This is a genomic window from Ruania halotolerans, from assembly GCF_021049285.1.
GTDB lineage: Bacteria > Actinomycetota > Actinomycetes > Actinomycetales > Beutenbergiaceae > Ruania > Ruania halotolerans.
In genome coordinates this window covers 2861590-2879232 of sequence record NZ_CP088017.1, presented here as the reverse complement: position 1 = coordinate 2879232, position 17643 = coordinate 2861590, and the positions used below count along the sequence as shown (strand labels likewise).

Below are 17643 nucleotides of genomic sequence, written 5' to 3'. Positions count from 1 at the left end.
TCACAGCGTGCAGGTCGCCATCGTCGGCGTGACTTCTGGCACTCACCCCCTCAGGGGCCGATCCGTACCCTGAATCTGCCCAATCAAGGAGGCGGATTCCTCGTGTGCAACCTGTGGCCACCGCGTCCGGCGACGTCCGGTGACCTGATGGTCGAGCCAGCCCTCGGCTTCACCCACGAGGGAGCGATGACGTTCGCCGATCGCATGTTCCGCCGGATGTTCGCCACCCCCAGCGGCCTACTCGGGCATCTCGGGGGTGCTCTGATGGCTCGCGGCAACGAGGCCACGGAACGGCGAGCCGTTGAACTGGCAGCGCCCTGCGTCGGTGATCGCGTAGTCGTCGTCGGCTGCGGGCCGGGGGTGGGTGTATCCGCGGCTGCCGAGTGCGGTGCCCGGGTCGTAGCTCTGGACCCCTCCGAACCCATGTTGCGGGCGACGTTGAGGCGGATCAAGGCTCATCCCGGCAGACAGGTCCTTTGTGGCTTTGGCACTGCTGAGGAAACCGGAGCGGAGGACGACTCGGTCGACGTCATCGTCTCTGTCAACAACATCCACCTGTGGTCGACAGTCGGCCGGGGGCTCGCCGAGGCTCGCCGAGTACTCCGGGCCGATGGGCAGTTGGTGATCTCCAGCCACGTTCGAGCTTTGCCGCTGCCTGCGCGGAGCCTGATCGGAACCGTCAAGGAGGCGGGATTCACCGTCCGGCACGCTGGTGAGTGGGATCCTCCCAGCATCATGGCCGGTCGTGCATTCCAGATGCTCGCGGATAGGCGCTGACGCGCCTCGGTGCGCCGGCAGCGCTCGATCCGCCTCCCTTCCCTCACACCCCCGCTGGTGTCACCAGGCTCATGACGCACACCATCTAGCGGTACGTACGGAACCAGTCGAATCGCGCGGTGATCGGTTCCTGCTCAGGCAGCTGTGCCAGATCTTGCGCTACCAGACCGACCTGGGGCTGCGGACCGGCCGGGAGCACACGTGTGCCGTGCCAGACCCAGTGCTCTCCGTCCATGCTGATCGCGGCGCGGTAGAGGTGCTCGCCGTTCGCGGCCACCGTATGCCTGAGCCGGAGCCACATCGTGTCACGGCTCGGCCCGAGCGCCGCATGCCCGTAGGCAACGGGTCCGGCACTGTCGGTTTCCCTCGCGAAGGCGACGAAGCGTCGCGATTCACGGGTCGTATACGCGAGCTCGACCCACTCGTCATCATCGGTGTAGGCGATCAGCCCGGCCTGGGGCCACCCGTAGGGGATGGAGTCATCGAACGGAACCGTCACTCTTGTCTCGGCCGTCCAGGTGCCCTCTGGCATGTCGCGCAGCAGGAGCGAGGGCAGTGTGTCTGCCTGGGGTCGCCGGTTGATCAGGGTTGAGCGCTGGATGGCGAAGTCGAGTCCGCCGTCGCTGATCGTGGCACCAGGGTCACGCAACCACTGCCATTGCGCAGCGAGATCGCCGTCGAACTCGTCCGAGTAGGACTCATCGAGTGAACCGACCGTGGGGTCGGGTGCGGCCTCGGTCACTGGAGCGAACAGGGGCGCGACAGTCACGTCGTCGAAATCGGCAGCGGTGCCCGCCGCCTGCAGAGTCACGTGCCCATCGCGCACACCACGCGGCAGGTCGATCGTGATCTCGGCGACCGGGTCGTATTGCCCGGATTCGGAGACTGCGACGCGGAGGTGCCCGTCGGAGACGGTCATCTCGATCTCGTGCCAGGTGCCGTAGCTGAAGTTCGCTGGCAGCGATGCAGTGGCTTCGCGGCTTCTCCTTCCCGGTGGGCCGGTGACGACGAGTTGCGCGGACTCTCGGTCGATCGTCGCGGTCACGCGGTGACGACCTTGTGCCGGGAGGGAGAGGCCGGCCCGCCCGCCCGTGCCTTCCGACAACCGCACGAGCCCGCGGGCACGCAGATCACCCTCGACGGTGACTGCCGAACGCAGCGGAGCATCGGATTCCGTGTGAACGTACCCACCGGTCGGTCCCTGACGATGGGACCATCCCTCCGCGGTCTCCCAGCCGGCGAGTCCGTCTTCGAACGGGTCGTTGATGAAGGACCTGTTGTCCGGTCCGATCGTGGGCCCGGACGGCATGCCTTCACCGGCGTTGCCGATCGGCCATCCGTCGATCCAGTCGAGACGCGTGAGCGCGAGACCTCGTGCGTTCTCGGTCCCCGTCACGTAAGGGGTGAAGCGATCGGTCGCGTGGCTGACGATCCAGTCCTGGCCGGACAAGTCGGTGGCGATCGCATTGTGGCCGGTGCTGACGAACTCGTTGCCGTTGGGTGCCAGCACGGGTGTCCCACCGCCCTGTGGGCCGTTGACCGTGTGGCCGTCGCGATCGAGGAACGGGCCGGTGGGGTCCGTCGAGCGGCCGACCATGATGGGGTAGCCGGATGCAGCGCCCGCACAACATCCGCCGATTACCGAGAGGAACATGTAGTAGTACCCGTCGCGATAGACCACGTAGGGGGCCTCGTAGCGGTGCGCATCGGTCAGTTGGACGGGTTCGCCTTCCGCGCGCAAACCATCGGCAGAGAGTTCGACGACTCGGACGCCACCCTGGACCGACCCGTAATAGAGGTAGCGCGTGCCATCGGGGGTCGTGACGAGCTCGGGATCGATGTTGTTGCGAATCTGCGTGACGCCAGGTCGCACCTCCCAGGTCTCGTTGCCGACGACGACCTCGCCCGTGTCAGTCCACGGGCCCGCCGGATGCTCCGCTGTGGCGGCGGCCACGGTCCGCCACGGGGTTCCTGGTCCCTGGACGACGTAGGAGTAGTAGAGCACGTAGCGGCCATCGAGGTAGGCGATCTCTGGTGCCCAGAACTGCCGGTTCGCATCGGCGGGCTTCCCGTCGTAGGTGGGGATCGTCTCGGGTGTGAAGACCGGGCCGACCCACTCCCAGTTCACCAGGTCTGGGGACCTGCTGATCATCATGTTCTGCTTCTCGTCGCCCTCGAAGCGCCGTCCATTGGTGCCGTAGGCGTACCAGTAGCCGTCCTGGCCGCGGATGATCGTTGGGTCGGCGAAGTTCTCGGTGAAGCTGCTCGATACCGGGTTGGTGTAGGTCGTCATTGCGTCATCCGCCTGTGCGTTGCCGTGACCCGGGACGAGGAGGCCGGCCAGCAAGACCAGGGCACCTGTGATGCTGATGGACCTTCGCATTCCACTACTCCCTTGTTCATGTCACACATCCGTATTCGTTGTCCCGGTGCCGGGCCCGTCATCGCCGGGCAAGTCCCGACAGTTCCACCGCGCTGATCGACCGGGCAGGAACAAAGAGCCAGGACGGCGGCCGATCTCATATCGCTGCGTCTGCGGTACGTCGAGCGTGGGCAGGCAGTGGGCGAGTTCCGACCGGGATCGTCCGGTCCCGAAGTACTAGCGCGACACCGCCCAAGGCGCCATCGAGGTTTCCGAGCTCGGCGGCCCGAATCTGCAGGCGTTCTGCAGCGGTGCTGTGCACGTGTCGCATGATCGTCTGTTTCACCACGCGAACGAGATGCTCGCCGACCTGTGCCAGCGGACCACCGAGGACGATGGACGACAGATCCAGGATGCGGCACGTGTTCGCCAACACGAGACCGATGTGCGAACCTGCCTCGGTGATAGCGGCCTGCGCGCCCGGTTCGGCGCGGTCCAGTGCCTCGATGAGCTCAGGGACAGAGCTCGCACCGGCGGTGGCGAGCAAGGCGCCCAGTCCGACGTAGGCCTCGAGGCAACCGCGGTTCGAGCACCGGCAGATGGGTCCGTCCGGATTGATACAGACGTGTCCCAGCTCCCCGGCTGAGCCGGTGGTTCCCAGGCGCGGCTCGCCGTCGACGATCAGCACGCCTCCGACACCCTCGGACAGTCGGAGGTAGATGAGGTCCGTCATCTCGCGGCCCGCCCCCCAGGAGAACTCGGCGAGCCCTGCCAGGCGCGCATTGTTCTCCATCCGGATCGGCACACCGTATTTCTCGCCGAGCTGCTGTTCGAGGCCCGTCATGACCGTCTCTCGGCCGGTGATCGCTCCCGGAACGCCGAGTCCGATGGCGATCGGTTCCGACGGTGCGGCAACGAGCGAGTCGATGAATGCCGTCGCTGTGCCCAGCCGTCGCACCCATGGCTCGTCGCGGCCGTGCTCGCGCGCCTTGGATCCGAGAATGCGGTGTGTCACGTCGGAGACAGCGACCGTCACGCGCGTGTGGCTGAACTCCACGCCGACAATCACGCACGAGCCGGGGTTCAACGTGAGGCGCTCCGGGGTCCGGCCTACACCGGGATGTGCGGCAACCGAGTTCGAGCGAATGATGAGTCCGGACTGCCGAAGGTCGGAGGTGATCGCCGAGATTGTCGCCCGGGACAGTCCGGTGCTGGCGGCCAGTTGGGCACGGCTTGCACTGCCGTGCACTCGAAGCACATCCAACACCCGGGCCTCATGGTGGGCACGGGGGGAGCGCCGCGAACCGGGTGACGTCATTGCCATGAGGGGGAGTCTGGGGCTGGACGATGCATTGCGTCAATAGGTGACGGAACTTCTGTCTACTGACCGACAGAATTAGACATAACGGTGCGTGTGCCTGGGGTGTGCGGTTATCGAGCGTGACTGCCTTCACCATCCTCGGCCGATCGTTGCCACCAAGGTCGGCCGTTCGGGTCGCTCGTGTACTCCCGTGCGAGTACGCGTCACCTTCTGTGGGCGGATTCGGCCGCCGGCGGCTGCCGGAATCGTGGTGGGCACCAACCACTCTTCGGAGGTCTCGTGTCCCCACATCCAGATTCCACAGTCGTTGATCCGTTCGGGAACGCGCAGTCATCCAACGGTGATGACGTTGCGGTGATGCTCGTCGGAGCAGTCAAGCGATACGGCTCCGGCCAGTCGGCCGTCGCTGCTCTCGACGACGTCACGATCGCGTTCCCGGCGGGGAAGTTCACGGCCGTGATGGGCCCGTCGGGTTCGGGAAAGTCGACGATGATGCACTGCGCCGCCGGGCTGGATCGACTGACGTCGGGCCGCGCCTTCGTCGGCAATACCGATCTGTCGGCCCTCGACGACCGCGATCTGACCATGCTGCGCCGAGAACGGATCGGGTTCGTGTTCCAGTCGTTCAATCTCGTGGGGACGCTCACGGCCGAGGAGAACATCTGCCTGCCGTTGACGTTGTCGGGCCGTCGCCCGAGCGGTGAAGTGCTCGATCAGGTCGTGTCGATGCTGGGCCTGGGTGATCGTATGCATCATCGGCCGGCGGAGCTCTCGGGCGGCCAGCAACAGCGCGTTGCCATCGCCCGGGCGCTTGTCGCCCGGCCGCAGGTGGTGTTCGCCGACGAGCCGACCGGCAACCTCGACACCCGGTCCGGACAGGAGATCCTCGGCTTTCTGCGGTCAGCGGTCGATGAGCATGATCAGTCGATCGTGATGGTCACCCACGATCCGAACGCCGCTGCTTGGGCCGACCACGTCGTGTTCGTTGTCGACGGCCGAGTGCACGAGGTGATGGATTCCCCCTCGGCCGATTCGGTGCTCGACGTGATGAAGGGCCTGGGGCGATGAGCCAGATGGTGCGGAGCGCAGCCCGGAACGTGCTCGCGAGTAGGGGGCGGTTCGTACTCACGGCCACGGCGATCATGCTGTCCGTGGCGTTCCTCGTCGCGACGCTGGTGCTGTCCGACTCAATGCGCGGCCGAGCGGCCAGCGATATCGCCGAAGCGATGGCCGGGACGGATGCCGTGGTGCAGGGCGTTGCCCTCGGCGAACCCGGCGGGGGACCGGGCGACCCTGCCAGGTCGGTTCGGCAATCACTGGATCCCGACATCACTGAGCGCGTGGCTGAGGTCGACGGCGTCGACGCAGCCGCCTCGCAATGGGTCGGTTTCGCCAAGCTGGTCGTCGACGGATCGTCGGTCGGAACCGGCACGGCGAGCGACATCGGTCGCAACTGGGTCGCCGACCCGGCGCTCAACCCGTTCCAGCTCGCCAGCGGGCAAGCACCGACTGAAGCCGGAGAGATCGTGATCGATCGTTCGCTCGCCGACGACACAGGCGTGGCTCCGGGTGACACCGTCCAGGTCCTGACCGCGACGGGCATGCACGACGCGACGGTCACCGGCGTCGCAACGTTCGCACAGACAGACGCGGCACCGCTGCAGCGAACGGTTCTATTGCCCGACCCAGCGGCGTCCGCATGGCTTGACACGGCGGCGCCGACCGAGGTGCTCGTGGGCATCGCGGAGGGAGCCGACCGCACCGAGGTGCTCCGCCGACTGTCGGCGCTGTCCGACGCCGAGGTCGTCCACGGACCCGACTACATCCAGACGATGCAGACCGACGCGACGTCACCGTTGGAGTTCCTGAACGTGTTCCTCCTGGCCTTCTCCGTGGTCGCGGTGTTGATCGGCGTCACGATCATCTTCAACACGTTCACCCTTACCGTCGCCCGCCGCCAGCGGGAGTCGGGGCTGCTACGTGCGATCGGTGCGGAACGACGCCAAGTCCTCGGTGGAGTGGTGATCGAGTCTGTGTTCGTCGGAACGATCGCCACGCTCCTCGGCGTCGTGCTTGGCGTGGCGGGAGTGGGCGCGCTGCGCTGGGTCGTCGGACTCACCGGGGTCAGCCTGCTGACCGGGCCTTCGATAGTGAGCACGACCTCACTAGCGATCGCCGCTACCGTCGGTGTCGGCGCAACGATCCTCTCGGCATGGATCCCGGCTCGCCGCGCGGCGGCGACTGCGCCGATCGAGGCGCTACGTGAAAGCGCGGCGGAACCCCGGGTCGTGAGCCGAGCGCGGACTGCAAGCGGACTCGTGCTCGCCACGGCGGCGATCGCTGGAGGAGCGCTCGCTGTGTGGACCTCGAGCCCGATGTGGCTCGGGCTCGCCGCTGCCATCATCCCGGCACTCGTGTTGTGCGGCCCGGCGATCGTCACCGCCACAGCGCGTTGGAGCGCTCCGGTGGCCCGCCGCGCCGCCGGTGTATCTGGCTCAATCGCAACGGGCAACCTGGCTGCGAGCCCCCGTCGATCGGCGTCGACGGCGCTCGCGCTGATGCTCGGCACCGCGATGGTGACGATCTTCGCGATCTTCGCGAGCTCTCTGACCAGCGGCATCGGGTCGGACGTCCGTGAGGGGCTGAAGTCGGACCTGGTGGTCACGTCGGCGACCCCCGACTTCGCGACGATCGACCCCACTCTGGCTGACCGAATTGCTCAGCAGCCCGACGTCGACGCGGTCACTTCCCTGTCTATCGCCGAAGGGATCGTGGCAGGAAGAGCTGAGGCGATTGGCGGCATCGACCCGACGGCACTGCCCGCCATGGTCGACCTCAACCCGATCGCCGGAGACCTCACCGACCTGAGCACGGGAGGCGTGGCCGTGGTCGGCGATGATCCGACGCTGCTTGGCGGAACCCTGGATATCGAATTCGAGAGAACGACGCTCGAAGCGCCGATCGTCGCTGTGGTTGAAAGGAGCACCGGTGGTTTCGAAGCCCCTCTGTACTTCGTCGATGCCGCGACACTCGACGCCTCGGTCGGTCATCTGCTCGACGCGCTGGTGTTCGTCAACCTCAACGACGGAGCGGCCGCGGCCGCCGAGGAAGATGTTCGGGCGCTGGTCGAAGCCACGCCCGGGTCATTCTTTGAGACCAGAGACGAACACGTCGCCAACAGCGGGAGCGAGATCGCAGCGTTCGGGAACTTCATTGACGGGATGCTCATCCTGGCGAGCTTCATCGCGGTGCTCGGAGTCGCCAACACTACGGCGCTCGCGATCAAAGAACGCTCTGGAGAGATCGGGCTGCTGCGAGCGGTCGGCGCGACTCGCCGCGCGTTGCGTCGCATTGTGCGGCTCGAGATGGCACTTCTGTCGTTCGTGACAGCATCGATCGGTATCGCCGTCGCAGCAGGCTTGGGCTGGGTGATGATCGATGTCGCCGGAGGCACGGAGATCCCATCCGTCGTCCTACCCTGGCCCCGTCTGGCAGTGACGCTGATTGTCGCAGTCGCAGCGGGTGTGGTCGCCGCGGCATGGCCCGCGTTCCGGGTCTCCCGGAAGCCAGTGCTCGAACTGGTGAGCGGGGACCGCTGATGCGAGAGTCTCTGCACCGGGGCCGGGCGGCCCACGGCCGGTCCCGGTGCAAAGACCGCCCTTCGGAGTACGCGACCCCATCGGTTGCGACGATGATGGTCCCGTGACGCACACCACTGCCCGCACCGGTCGCGCCGATCTCGCTGCGCTCGCCGCCGGGTTGGCGGTGTCAATCGGCGTGTTCGTATTCGATCCGGACGTCCTGGCCGGACGGCAGCTCCTAGGCATCGCGATCGCCGCCGTCGCCGCAGTGCTGCTCGTCGTCGCCGGTCGGTTCGGTCGGGTCACCGTCGCCGCGATCGGTGTGCTGACCGTCGTCACCGTCGCATGGACCTCCAGCCCGGTCGCGCTGGCCCCCATGCTGGCTCTCGCGCTGTTCCGTCTCGTGCGCCGGAGCGACGATCGCTCTGTGATCTGGTTCGGATCGGTCGTCGCGATCGTCGTGGCAGCCTTCGGGGCGCTGGCTGGCGGTGAGTCGTTCTGGTTCGAATGGGCCACCTACTCAGCGGTTTTCCTGCTCCCGATTGCCGCAGCTGAGGCCCGTCGCTCCAACCTGCGTCGTCGATCCGATGCAGTGGAACGCCAGGTCGCCGAGCGGCTCCAGGCGGAGCGCCTTCGCATTGCCTACGACCTGCACGACATCGTCTCCCATTCGCTGTCGGCGATCACCGTCCAGTCCGGTATCGCCGTCCACGTGCTCGAGCGCGATCCCGCCGCCGCTCGAACTGCGCTCGTCGACATCAACCAGGCAGGCAGGCGGTCGCTCGATGAACTGAGATCCCTCCTCGGGCTCCTCCGGTCCGATGAGTCGGTCCCGCTTCGCCCGGTACCGGCGGCCACCACGACCGTCAGCGACGTCGTCACTGCCGTCGGACACTCCAGGCAGGTCCAGGTGGTCGAGGACGGTCACTATCCTGCGGGCGTGGCGGAGAGCACCGTGGTGACGGTGCACCGCATCGTGCACGAATGCCTCGTTAACGTCGCCCGCCACGCTGGCGACGTTCCCGCGATCGTCCGGCTCCGGCACGCGGACGGCGGCGTGCACCTCACCGTGTCGAACGACGCCCCGGCCACAGCGCGCGTTGCGGCGCCGGGCACCGGCATCGGTCTGGTCGCGATCCGTGAGCGAGCCGAGCTCCTCGGTGGAACCGTCCACGCCGGACCCACCGACAACGGCGGGTTCACGGTGCGCGCGTTCGTGCCCTACCAAATACCCGGCGGGTGGGAGGCATGACCGCCCGGCTCGACGCACCAACCACGGCGAGACGCGACATCCGCGTGCTGCTCGTCGATGACCAGGAGTTGGTGCGTCGCGGGTTCGCAGCCCTGCTCGCCAACGAACCCGGCATCGAGGTCGTCGGTGAGGCCGGCGACGGAGCGCAGGCGGTCGCCGAGACCCGGCGGACACGCCCCGACGTCGCGTTGATGGACATCCGCATGCCTCGCATGGACGGGCTCGACGCGACCCGAGCGATCTGCGGAGACGAACGCCTCAGCGCCACCAAGGTGCTCGTGCTCACCACCTTCGCGCTCGATGAGTACGTCTACGAAGCGCTCAGAGCCGGAGCCTCCGGATTCCTACTCAAGGACACCCCACCGCGACTCCTGCTCGAGGCGATCGCCGCCACTGCCGACGGTGACGTCCTCATCTCACCGGCCATGACCAAGCGGTTGGTCGCCGACTTCGTTCGCCGACCGATCAGCCGTCCGGGAGAGTCGGGTCCACTCGATGTCCTGAGCGAGCGAGAACGCGAAGTGCTCGCCGAGGTGGCACGAGGCAAGACCAACTCTGAGATCGGCGAGTCGCTCTACATGTCGCCGCTCACGGCCAAGACGCACGTCAGTCGCATCCTCGGCAAGCTGAACGCGCGCGACCGCGCCCAGCTCGTGGTGATCGGGTACGAGACCGGACTCGTCAGCCCTGGCGAGTGAGCATGGCGAGCGACGCGGCAGTCGGCTCTGTCGATATCGCGTCAGGATCGGCCACCCACCCTGACGGCTCAGCGCTACATGTGAGCGACCCGCTTCGTGGCGCCTGGGAACGTTCCGCCAAGCCCCCAATCATCCGCGACATGCCTGTTCCTACTCCGACATCGTCACCTACCACCACGCCGAGGCGCGCGAGGAGGAACGTGGCGTGCGGATGTGGCCCGCGTTGGTGGAGGCACACGCATCGGCCTCACAATGTCAGCCCCGTGTTCCCGGAGGTTCCAGCACGTCCGAGAAGAGCACCGAGGTGCCTACTGGCCTGCGGCGATCGAGGCAGGGCCGGGCCGCGGTGATCGGTGCGACTGCGACTGCGACCGGTGAATGCACGATCGCGTGCGCGGTATCGACTCTGAGGAACTGGGTCTGGGGGCCGGGCGTGCGACGTCCGCTCTGGAGGTACTCATCGTGGCGGAGCAACGCTATGGCACTATCACCGGCGATGGGCCGACCTGCTTCGCGCGGTCACCCACAGCGCCGTCGAGCTGACCCTGTCTGGCCTCCTGGGCAAGGGCGGCAACGCTCGTACGACGGAGTTGGTAGCCGAGTTCGTCGGACTCATGCGTCCGCAGGTCGAGGGGTGAGGATGGGTCGAGGGCGCAGATATCCGATAAGCACCCGGCGCAGTTCCTCCGTGAGAGCCTCGGTGTCCTCGTGGTCCGCGTCGGCGTCGGCGATCAGAGGCATCATGCCCCGGACGATCTGGATCGCGACGGTGGCGATGCGGTCCGACTCCTTCGGTGCGCTGTCGGGGAGCAGGTCCGAAACGAGCGTGCGTACCCGTGCGTGCACCGTCTCCTGCACCGGCGAGACGGCTGATCGTAGCCCGGCGGGCATATCAGTGCGGGAGAACAGTGCCTTGAATCCGGGATGGGTACGGTTGAACGCGATGAGCTGCTCCAGCAGGGAGCCGACGAGGACCTCCACATCCGGGTCGTCGCCGACGCTCACGGAGAAGGTCGTCTCGGAAAGCACTTTCAGTTGTGCGGCGTAGTGCTTGGCGAGACTGTGGGCGATCTCGTCCTTGTTCTTGAAGAACTGGTACAGCGAACCCGGTGAGATCCCTGCCTCAGCAGCGATCGCGTTCGTCGTCGCCGCGTCATACCCCCGCTCGGCGAAGACCGTCGCCGCCGCCTGGAGGATCTGAACGATGCGCCGTTGACCTCGCTCCTGCCGGCGTGGCTGGGTGGGGCGTGGGGTGTTGCTGCTGGGAGACACAGGGTCCCTTCTCGACAACACGAGCGTTTGCTCGTATTGTTATGTGAGTAGTTGCTCGTAAATTATATCGGAAGGATGCCCGTGCTCGGCAGACTTGTGACCCGCTTCCCACGCCGGATGGTCTCTGGGTCCGCCGTTCTGTTCATCTTGCTCGCCGGGATCGCGGTCACTTCAATCGATGCGCTGGCCTTGAGTCGCTTCGAGGCGCCGGAGTCGGAGTCGGTGGCCGCCAGGGACTTTCTCGGAGAGCAGTTCGGCACCTCCAGCCCGAACGTGGCGGTGCTGGTCACTGCGCAGGACGGTGATGTCGATGCCCCCGAGGTGGCCGAGTTCGGCAGCGAGCTTACCGAGACGTTGGCGGACTACCCGGGTGTAGGCGATGCCTGGTCCTACTGGAGCCAGAACGCCCCTGACTCCCTGGCCAGCGAGGACGGCCGGCACGCTCTGATCCTCGCTTGGGTTCCCGGCGACGCCGATCAGGTGCGCGGGGAGGTTCTCCCTGGGATCGAAACCGACCTCCTCGAAGCGTTCGGCAACCCTGCAGTGCAGGTGCAGCTCGGTGGCGGTGATGAGGTCTTCCGAGTGGTCGCCGAGCAGTCGCGCACCGGTTTCCTGCGAGCGGAGCTCATTATCCTCCCGCTGGTCACGCTCCTGCTATGGATCATGTATCGGCGGGCCGCTCCCGCCCTGGTCACCCTGGGGGTCGGGCTCTTCTCCGTCGTGGGCACTCTGGCGATTCTGCGCGGTATCTCCGTCTTCACTGACGTGAGCACCTTCACCGCCAACATCGCATTGGTGATGGGGATCGGCCTCGGCGTCGACTACAGCCTGTTCATGATCTACCGGTTCCGCGAAGAGCTCGCCGCAGGAAGAACAGTGCCCGATGCAGTCAAGCGGAGCATCGCCACGGCTGGGCGGACCGTCGTCTTCAGCGGGCTGACAGTAGCGGGGTCCCTCTCGGTCCTGTTCGTGTTCCCATACCCGTTCCTGTCTTCCTTCGCCTACGCCGGAATCGCTGTGGTCATCACTGCGGTCTTCGGAGCCCTGGTGATCCTGCCCGCCGCACTACACCTGCTGGGCCATCGGGTCGCGCGGAAGACCGCGCCCAGAACGGATGAGCGAACATTCTGGTTCCGGCTCTCCTCAGCGGTGATGCGCCGCCCCGTCGCAGGAGGCTTGCTCGGCGTGCTCATCCTGCTCGGCCTGGGCGCTCCCGCCTTCGGGATCAGTTTCGGCGCCCCCGATGACCGGGTCCTGCCAGCCGGTCAGCCCGTCCGCGACATGTACGACACCATCCGAGAGGACTTCGAGACGGAAGACGCTGACGCCCTGTACGCCGTCACCGCAAACGCGACAGATGAAGAGATCACCGAGTACGCCACCGAGCTCTCAGAGATTCCCGGGGTCCTGCGGGTGGACTCCGCCACAGGTACCTTCGCAGACGGCTCCTGGTCCGGTGAACCAGGCCCCTTCGGCCCGGAACGTTTCACCGACGGTGAGGCGCGCTGGCTCGCCGTGGTTCCCACCGGAGAACGGCTGGCCGAGGACCCGGGCGGACTCGTCGCGGACATCCGCGCCCTGGACACGCCCGCCGAAGTAATGGTGGGGGGATACCCGGCCGAACTGGCTGACTACCGTGACGGCGTCATCGAACGGCTGCCTTTGGTCGCGGTACTGATCTTCATCGTCACCTTCGTCGTGCTGTTCGTGATGACCGGAAGCGTCTTCGCCCCGGTCAAGGCCTCGGTGCTCAATCTGCTCTCGCTGAGCGTGATGTTCGGTGTCCTGGTCTGGGGATTCCAAGAAGGCGGGCTCGCTCCGCTGCTCGGGTTCACCCCCACCGGGGCGATCGAACCGAGCATCCCGATCTTGATGTTCTGTATTGCCTACGGACTCTCGATGGACTACGAGGTCTTCCTGCTCTCTCGGATCAAAGACGACTACCACCGCACCGGTGACCCGGTCGGTTCGATTCCGCGCGGCATCGCCCGCTCCGCCTCCCTGGTCACCGGCGCGGCACTGATCTTGGCGGTCTCCTTCGCGGTCTATGCGACCAGCCAAGTCTCCTTCCTCCAGCAACTGGGCATCGGAATGGCGCTCACAGTAGCCATCGACGCCACCATCATCCGAGGTCTTCTGCTCCCCGCCTCGATGAGGCTCGCCGGAGGTGCCAACTGGTGGGCGCCCGCACCCCTACGCAGGCTCCACCAGCGCATCGGCCTCAGCGAGAACGGGGCCGCATCCTCCACCAACTGTCCCCTATCTGAGGTGAACGCGATTCACTAGGGCGAGAGACAGCTACCGCCCCGACCAGCCGGTTTTGAGGAGGATCCGTGGCCGCTCGCATGAATGATGCACGACCCGCTACATGATTCGTGCATCGCTGATCAGCGGCGCCGTCGCCGGCCCCATGTTCTTCGTGACGGTGCTGATCCCCGGCATGGTCCGCCACGGATATTGCCCTGGGAGCATCCGATCAGCGTCCTCGCGCTGGACACGGCGGCTGGCGTTCCAGGCGTATGCGTCCGGGAACTACTACAGCCTCTCTGCACTCCACAAAGAACCCACCGGCCGGGGCTTGACGACTCTGCCGACCCCGGAGCGTCCTGCGGGCAGGGCGAAGCTCGGCTGATGATCAACCACGCCCGCTCGGACAGCGGCACCATCCACCCCTACTTCGTCTGCGCCGGCCGACATCAGAAGACCACCGACTGCACTCAGCGTGCCCTGCACACCGTCGCCGTGTCCCTCTCGTCCTGTCCGGGGCTCAGCTCCTCCGTCGCTCGTGCCCCCGGGCAGGGCCGTCGCTGCGCTCCTCCTCGTCCTGCCGCAGCCACCTGAGCGCTGACGCGCTCGGTGCCCCCGGCAGGGCCGTCGCTGCGCTCCTCCTCGTCCTGCCGCAGCCACCTCAGCGCTGACGCACTCGGTGCCCCCGGCAGGACTCGAACCTGCAACCTACGGATTAGAAGGCCGTTGCTCTATCCATTGAGCTACGAGGGCGTCCACCTAGGATATCGACAGGCTCACCTCAACGTTTGCGACGTCGTCGGCGACCAGGTGGTGAGCAAGAGTTGGCCCTGTGACCTACGAAACGGCAGGCTAGGTACGTGACCCCCTCCTCCGCGACTCCGTTGCCCGACCCGAGCGCGGAGGACCATGGTGCGCCGGACGAGCACGACGAGCTGGCCGCCGCCGATCAGGTCGATGGTCGCGTTCCCATGGTCGAGGTGATCGAGCACCTGCTCGACAACCTCGACGCTGCCTCGCTCCCGCTCGAGGCTCCCGGCGTGGAGGAGTTCCGCGCCAAGCGCGACCGGCTTGCCACGCAGGTACGCCACCATCTGTTGCCCCGGTTGAAGCAGGTTGCCGCTCCCGTGATCGTGGTGGTGGGCGGCTCCACCGGTGCGGGCAAGTCCACCATCGTCAATTCAGTGGTCGGCCAGGAAGTCACTGAGGCCGGCGTGTTACGCCCCACCACGCGAGAGCCGATCCTCGTGGTGCACCCCTTGGATGCTGAGCTGATGGACACCCACCCGGTGATCGAGGTGGCACGGGTGAGCCCGAGCGAGGCGGTCCCTCGCGGAATGGCCCTCCTCGACGCACCGGATCTCGACTCCGTGCACGCCGGGAACCGTGGCCTCGCTGATGAGCTCGTGGAGCTGGCCGATCTCTGGGTCTTCGTGACCACCGGCTCTCGCTACGGTGACGCCGTGCCCTGGACCCGGCTGCAGGCAGCGTCCGAACGCGGTGTATCGCTCTCGGTGATCCTCAACCGCGTAGACCCAGCGGCACTGTCGACCGTGCGGCGGGACCTGTTCGAACGTTTGGAGGCGCAGGGGTTCGGCTCCGTGCCGTTCTTCGTGATCCCCGACGTGGGCCCGCACGAAGGAGCATTGCCGGAGAACCGTATCCGGGAGTTCACGCAATGGCTCACGGTGCTGGGTGCGAAGAGTCAGTCCCGCAGCATCATCGCGCGCACGGTGCGGGGGGCGTGGCCGGCGCTGCGTCAGGACGTTCAAGAAGTGGCCTTGGCCCTGGAGGAGCAGCGGCGTACCAATGTGGCCCTGCGCAATCAGCTCACCTCGGCGACCACCGCCTCGGCTGACCGGGTCAAGAAAGACCTCACCTCTGGCGCCGCAGCCACCGGTGCACCGACCACGGCATGGCTGGCCGGCGCCAGCAGCGGCGGCATCCTGGCCCCCCTCGTGGCCCCGCCTGCCAACCTGTTCGAGTCGTGGCGTTACCGCCGCGCCAACGCTGCCCGCCTGGAGTCGGTGCGGTCCCTGCGTGAGATCGCCGTGAGCGCCACCTACACCCTGATCCAGGAAGCGGGCGAACGTGCCGAGCGCGCCCTCCGGACGGCGGCTGAGGAGTCCCGCGCTGGGCGTCAAGTCACCGAGGCCGTCACCGCCGCCACGTGTGCGAGCGGCCGATCCGAACGGCTCACCATGCTCTTCTCCGAGTGGGATGACGTGGTGGCCGAGCTGTGCGGCACCCTCACCTTCACCAATGACGACGCCGGTCTCGATGCCGCCGGCAAGGTCGCCATGGTGGAGGCGGCGGCCGTGGGACTTGACGGAGCCGCCCGCGCCGTGACCCGTATGCTCGGTGAACGTGGGGCTGCCGTCGTTGCCCGGCTGAGCGAGGACTTAGGTTCCTGGGCGCACGTGGCGGTCGCTGCAGAAGCGGAACCGTTCGTGGCTGCCCTGGACGATCTGGGCGTGGACGATCAAGCGGCGCGTAGCCTGCGGCTGCGAGCCTCGGAGCTGAAGGGATACCTGTGAGCGAGACGGTCGAGGACGTCGACACTGCACGCCCCACCGGCGGAGTGGGCGCGCAACTCGGCGAGCGCGTACAGGAGATCTCCGATGCGCTGGATGTGGCCGGAGAGCGGATTCCCGCCGACATCGCCGCTGCTACTCGTGCGGACCTGGAACGAGTCACCCGTCGCCTCGAACTCGGCGTGGACTACACGGTCGTCGCGCTCGTGGGCGGGACCGGCTCAGGAAAGTCCAGCCTCTTCAATGCGGTCTCCCACCTGCAGTTTGCCGATGTCGGCGTGATCCGACCCACCACTGCCCATGCAGCCGCATGCGTCTGGGGGAGTAAGGCCACGGCGCTGCTGGACTTCCTCCAGGTGGTGCCGGACCGCCGCATCCAGCGCGAGTCCGCGTTGGACGGGGACTCAGAGGACGCGCTGGCCGGTCTCGTCCTCCTCGACCTCCCCGACCACGATTCGGTCGAATCCGGGCACGCCGACCAGGTGAACCGCCTCTTGCCTCTGATCGATCTGCTGATCTGGGTGGTGGACCCGCAGAAGTACGCCGACAACGTGCTCCACGAGCGATACCTGCGCGCTCTCTCCGCCCGGCACGAGGCGATGATCGTGGTGATCAACCAGATCGACACGTTGCCGCCGACCACCAGGGACCGGGTCCGAGATGACGTACGCCGACTCCTGGTGGACGACGGACTGGCAGACGTCCGACTCGAGATGGTCTCCGCCCGGGAAGACACCGGTATCGATGAGCTGCGCCAGACACTCGCCGAGGTCATTGCGGGGGAGTCGGTAGCAGCGCGCACGGCCCGCGCCGAGGTAGGGGCGATCACGCGGCGACTTGCTGAGAACCTCGGCGCGAAGGACAACGCTCCTCCCGCCGCCGAGGTAACAGCCGAGCAACTGTCTGTGGCCTCCGGAGTGCCGTCGGTGGCCGAGTCGATCCGTACCGCCGTCAGCTCGGCTCGTCCGATCGCCCTGGCACCAGTACAAGAACCGGCCAGCAGCCGTGTCCAGGCGATCCGGGACCGGTGGCTCGGCGAGGCGACGGACGGTATGCCCGGGCCATGGAAGGACTCGGTGCTGGCTGACGTGCCGAGTGCGGAGACGTTCGGTCAGCACGTGTGGCGCGCGCTCTCCGACACTGCGCTTCCCTCGGGCCGGGATCAGGGCGCCGCGACGATTCGCGCTCTCGGACTCCTCGCCGCAGGCGTGGCGATTGCCTTGTTGATCGCGGCAGGCGCTGTCCTCTCGTCCTCGGGAGCGATCGCAGCCTCCTTGGCAGGAGCTTCATTGGCCCTGCTGATCGTGTGTGTTGTAGTGCTCGTCGTGGCACGGCGCCGGCGCCGGCGCACAGGGGACCACCGTGCCGAGCATTTCCTCTCCAGAACGACGGCGGCACTCACTGAGGTGGTCCGGGCTGACCTGGTCGAACCCACCGCCGTCCCGTTGCAGGAGCACACGCAGGTGCGTCGTGGGGTATTCGGCTGAGCATCCTCCACGCCGGCCGTTGACGTCCTGACGGCCTGGCCCGGGGCTTCACGAGATCCACAGGCGCACGCCCGATTCCTCTGTCTCCACACCCCACCACCGCCGCCGGAGC

General features: G+C 66.9%; 12 protein-coding genes and 1 tRNA gene. 9 read left to right on the top strand and 4 right to left on the bottom strand.

Annotation, left to right across the window (positions count from 1 at the left end; translation table 11 throughout):
* Nucleotides 1-147 precede the first annotated feature (147 nt).
* Nucleotides 148-777: a class I SAM-dependent methyltransferase gene (locus LQF10_RS12810; protein WP_231064228.1), complete on the top strand. Its 630-nt coding sequence runs from the start codon at nt 148-150 to the stop codon at nt 775-777.
* A gap of 85 nt (nt 778-862) precedes the next feature.
* On the opposite strand, the gene LQF10_RS12805 is transcribed toward LQF10_RS12810, so the two are convergent.
* Together LQF10_RS12805 and LQF10_RS12800 are read right to left on the bottom strand one after the other, a co-directional pair.
* Nucleotides 863-3160: a family 43 glycosylhydrolase gene (locus LQF10_RS12805; protein WP_231064227.1), complete on the bottom strand. Its 2298-nt coding sequence runs from the start codon at nt 3158-3160 to the stop codon at nt 863-865.
* A gap of 136 nt (nt 3161-3296) precedes the next feature.
* Nucleotides 3297-4463 carry an ROK family transcriptional regulator gene (locus LQF10_RS12800; RefSeq protein ID WP_231064226.1) on the bottom strand — a complete coding sequence of 389 codons (1167 nt, stop codon included), beginning with the start codon at nt 4461-4463 and terminating at the stop codon, nt 3297-3299.
* 276 nt (nt 4464-4739) lie between these two features.
* Here LQF10_RS12800 and LQF10_RS12795 point away from each other — a divergent pair, with 276 nt between their 5' ends.
* From LQF10_RS12795 to LQF10_RS12780, 4 genes are all read left to right on the top strand, one after another.
* A complete protein-coding gene (locus tag LQF10_RS12795; RefSeq protein ID WP_435531400.1) occupies nt 4740-5528 on the top strand; it encodes an ABC transporter ATP-binding protein in 789 nt (262 codons plus the stop codon).
* A 5-nt stretch (nt 5529-5533) separates the two neighbouring features.
* On the top strand, nt 5534-8059 hold the full coding sequence (locus LQF10_RS12790; RefSeq protein ID WP_231064225.1) for an FtsX-like permease family protein: 2526 nt from the start codon (nt 5534-5536) through the stop codon (nt 8057-8059).
* A gap of 103 nt (nt 8060-8162) precedes the next feature.
* Entirely contained in the window at nt 8163-9293 is a 1131-nt protein-coding gene (locus tag LQF10_RS12785) for a sensor histidine kinase (RefSeq protein WP_231064224.1), read from the top strand.
* On the top strand, nt 9290-9991 hold the full coding sequence (locus LQF10_RS12780) for a response regulator transcription factor (RefSeq protein ID WP_231064223.1): 702 nt from the start codon (nt 9290-9292) through the stop codon (nt 9989-9991). Before LQF10_RS12785 ends, LQF10_RS12780 begins: the two co-directional genes overlap by 4 nt.
* A 612-nt stretch (nt 9992-10603) precedes the next feature.
* Here the strand turns inward: LQF10_RS12780 and LQF10_RS12775 are convergent.
* Nucleotides 10604-11263 carry a TetR/AcrR family transcriptional regulator gene (locus LQF10_RS12775; protein WP_231064222.1) on the bottom strand — a complete coding sequence of 220 codons (660 nt, stop codon included), beginning with the start codon at nt 11261-11263 and terminating at the stop codon, nt 10604-10606.
* 81 nt (nt 11264-11344) lie between these two features.
* On the opposite strand from LQF10_RS12775, the gene LQF10_RS12770 reads away from it, so the two are divergent.
* The gene (locus LQF10_RS12770; RefSeq protein WP_231064221.1) at nt 11345-13549 is read left to right on the top strand and encodes an MMPL family transporter; all 2205 of its coding nucleotides are present in this window, start codon (nt 11345-11347) and stop codon (nt 13547-13549) included.
* 82 nt (nt 13550-13631) lie between these two features.
* On the top strand, nt 13632-13895 hold the full coding sequence (locus LQF10_RS12765; protein WP_231064220.1) for a hypothetical protein: 264 nt from the start codon (nt 13632-13634) through the stop codon (nt 13893-13895).
* 295 nt (nt 13896-14190) lie between these two features.
* Here LQF10_RS12765 and LQF10_RS12760 read toward each other — a convergent pair.
* Nucleotides 14191-14263, bottom strand: a tRNA-Arg gene (locus tag LQF10_RS12760).
* Between the two features lie 107 nt (nt 14264-14370).
* Between LQF10_RS12760 and LQF10_RS12755 the strand changes: the two genes are divergently transcribed.
* Nucleotides 14371-16047: a GTPase domain-containing protein gene (locus LQF10_RS12755; protein ID WP_231064219.1), complete on the top strand. Its 1677-nt coding sequence runs from the start codon at nt 14371-14373 to the stop codon at nt 16045-16047.
* Nucleotides 16044-17531 (top strand): GTPase, encoded by a 1488-nt coding sequence (locus tag LQF10_RS12750; RefSeq protein WP_231064218.1) that lies wholly within the window; start codon nt 16044-16046, stop codon nt 17529-17531. Before LQF10_RS12755 ends, LQF10_RS12750 begins: the two co-directional genes overlap by 4 nt.
* Nucleotides 17532-17643: the final 112 nt, after the last annotated feature.

Excerpts from the sequence above, each read along its gene's own strand:
- LQF10_RS12805 (WP_231064227.1), bottom strand. The coding sequence starts at position 3,160 with ATGCGAAGGTCCATCAGCATCACAGGTGCCCTGGTCTTGCTGGCCGGC.
- LQF10_RS12790 (WP_231064225.1), top strand. The coding sequence starts at position 5,534 with ATGGTGCGGAGCGCAGCCCGGAACGTGCTCGCGAGTAGGGGGCGGTTC.
- LQF10_RS12800 (WP_231064226.1), bottom strand. The coding sequence starts at position 4,463 with ATGGCAATGACGTCACCCGGTTCGCGGCGCTCCCCCCGTGCCCACCAT.
- LQF10_RS12780 (WP_231064223.1), top strand. The coding sequence starts at position 9,290 with ATGACCGCCCGGCTCGACGCACCAACCACGGCGAGACGCGACATCCGC.
- LQF10_RS12765 (WP_231064220.1), top strand. The coding sequence starts at position 13,632 with ATGATTCGTGCATCGCTGATCAGCGGCGCCGTCGCCGGCCCCATGTTC.
- LQF10_RS12810 (WP_231064228.1), top strand. The coding sequence starts at position 148 with ATGGTCGAGCCAGCCCTCGGCTTCACCCACGAGGGAGCGATGACGTTC.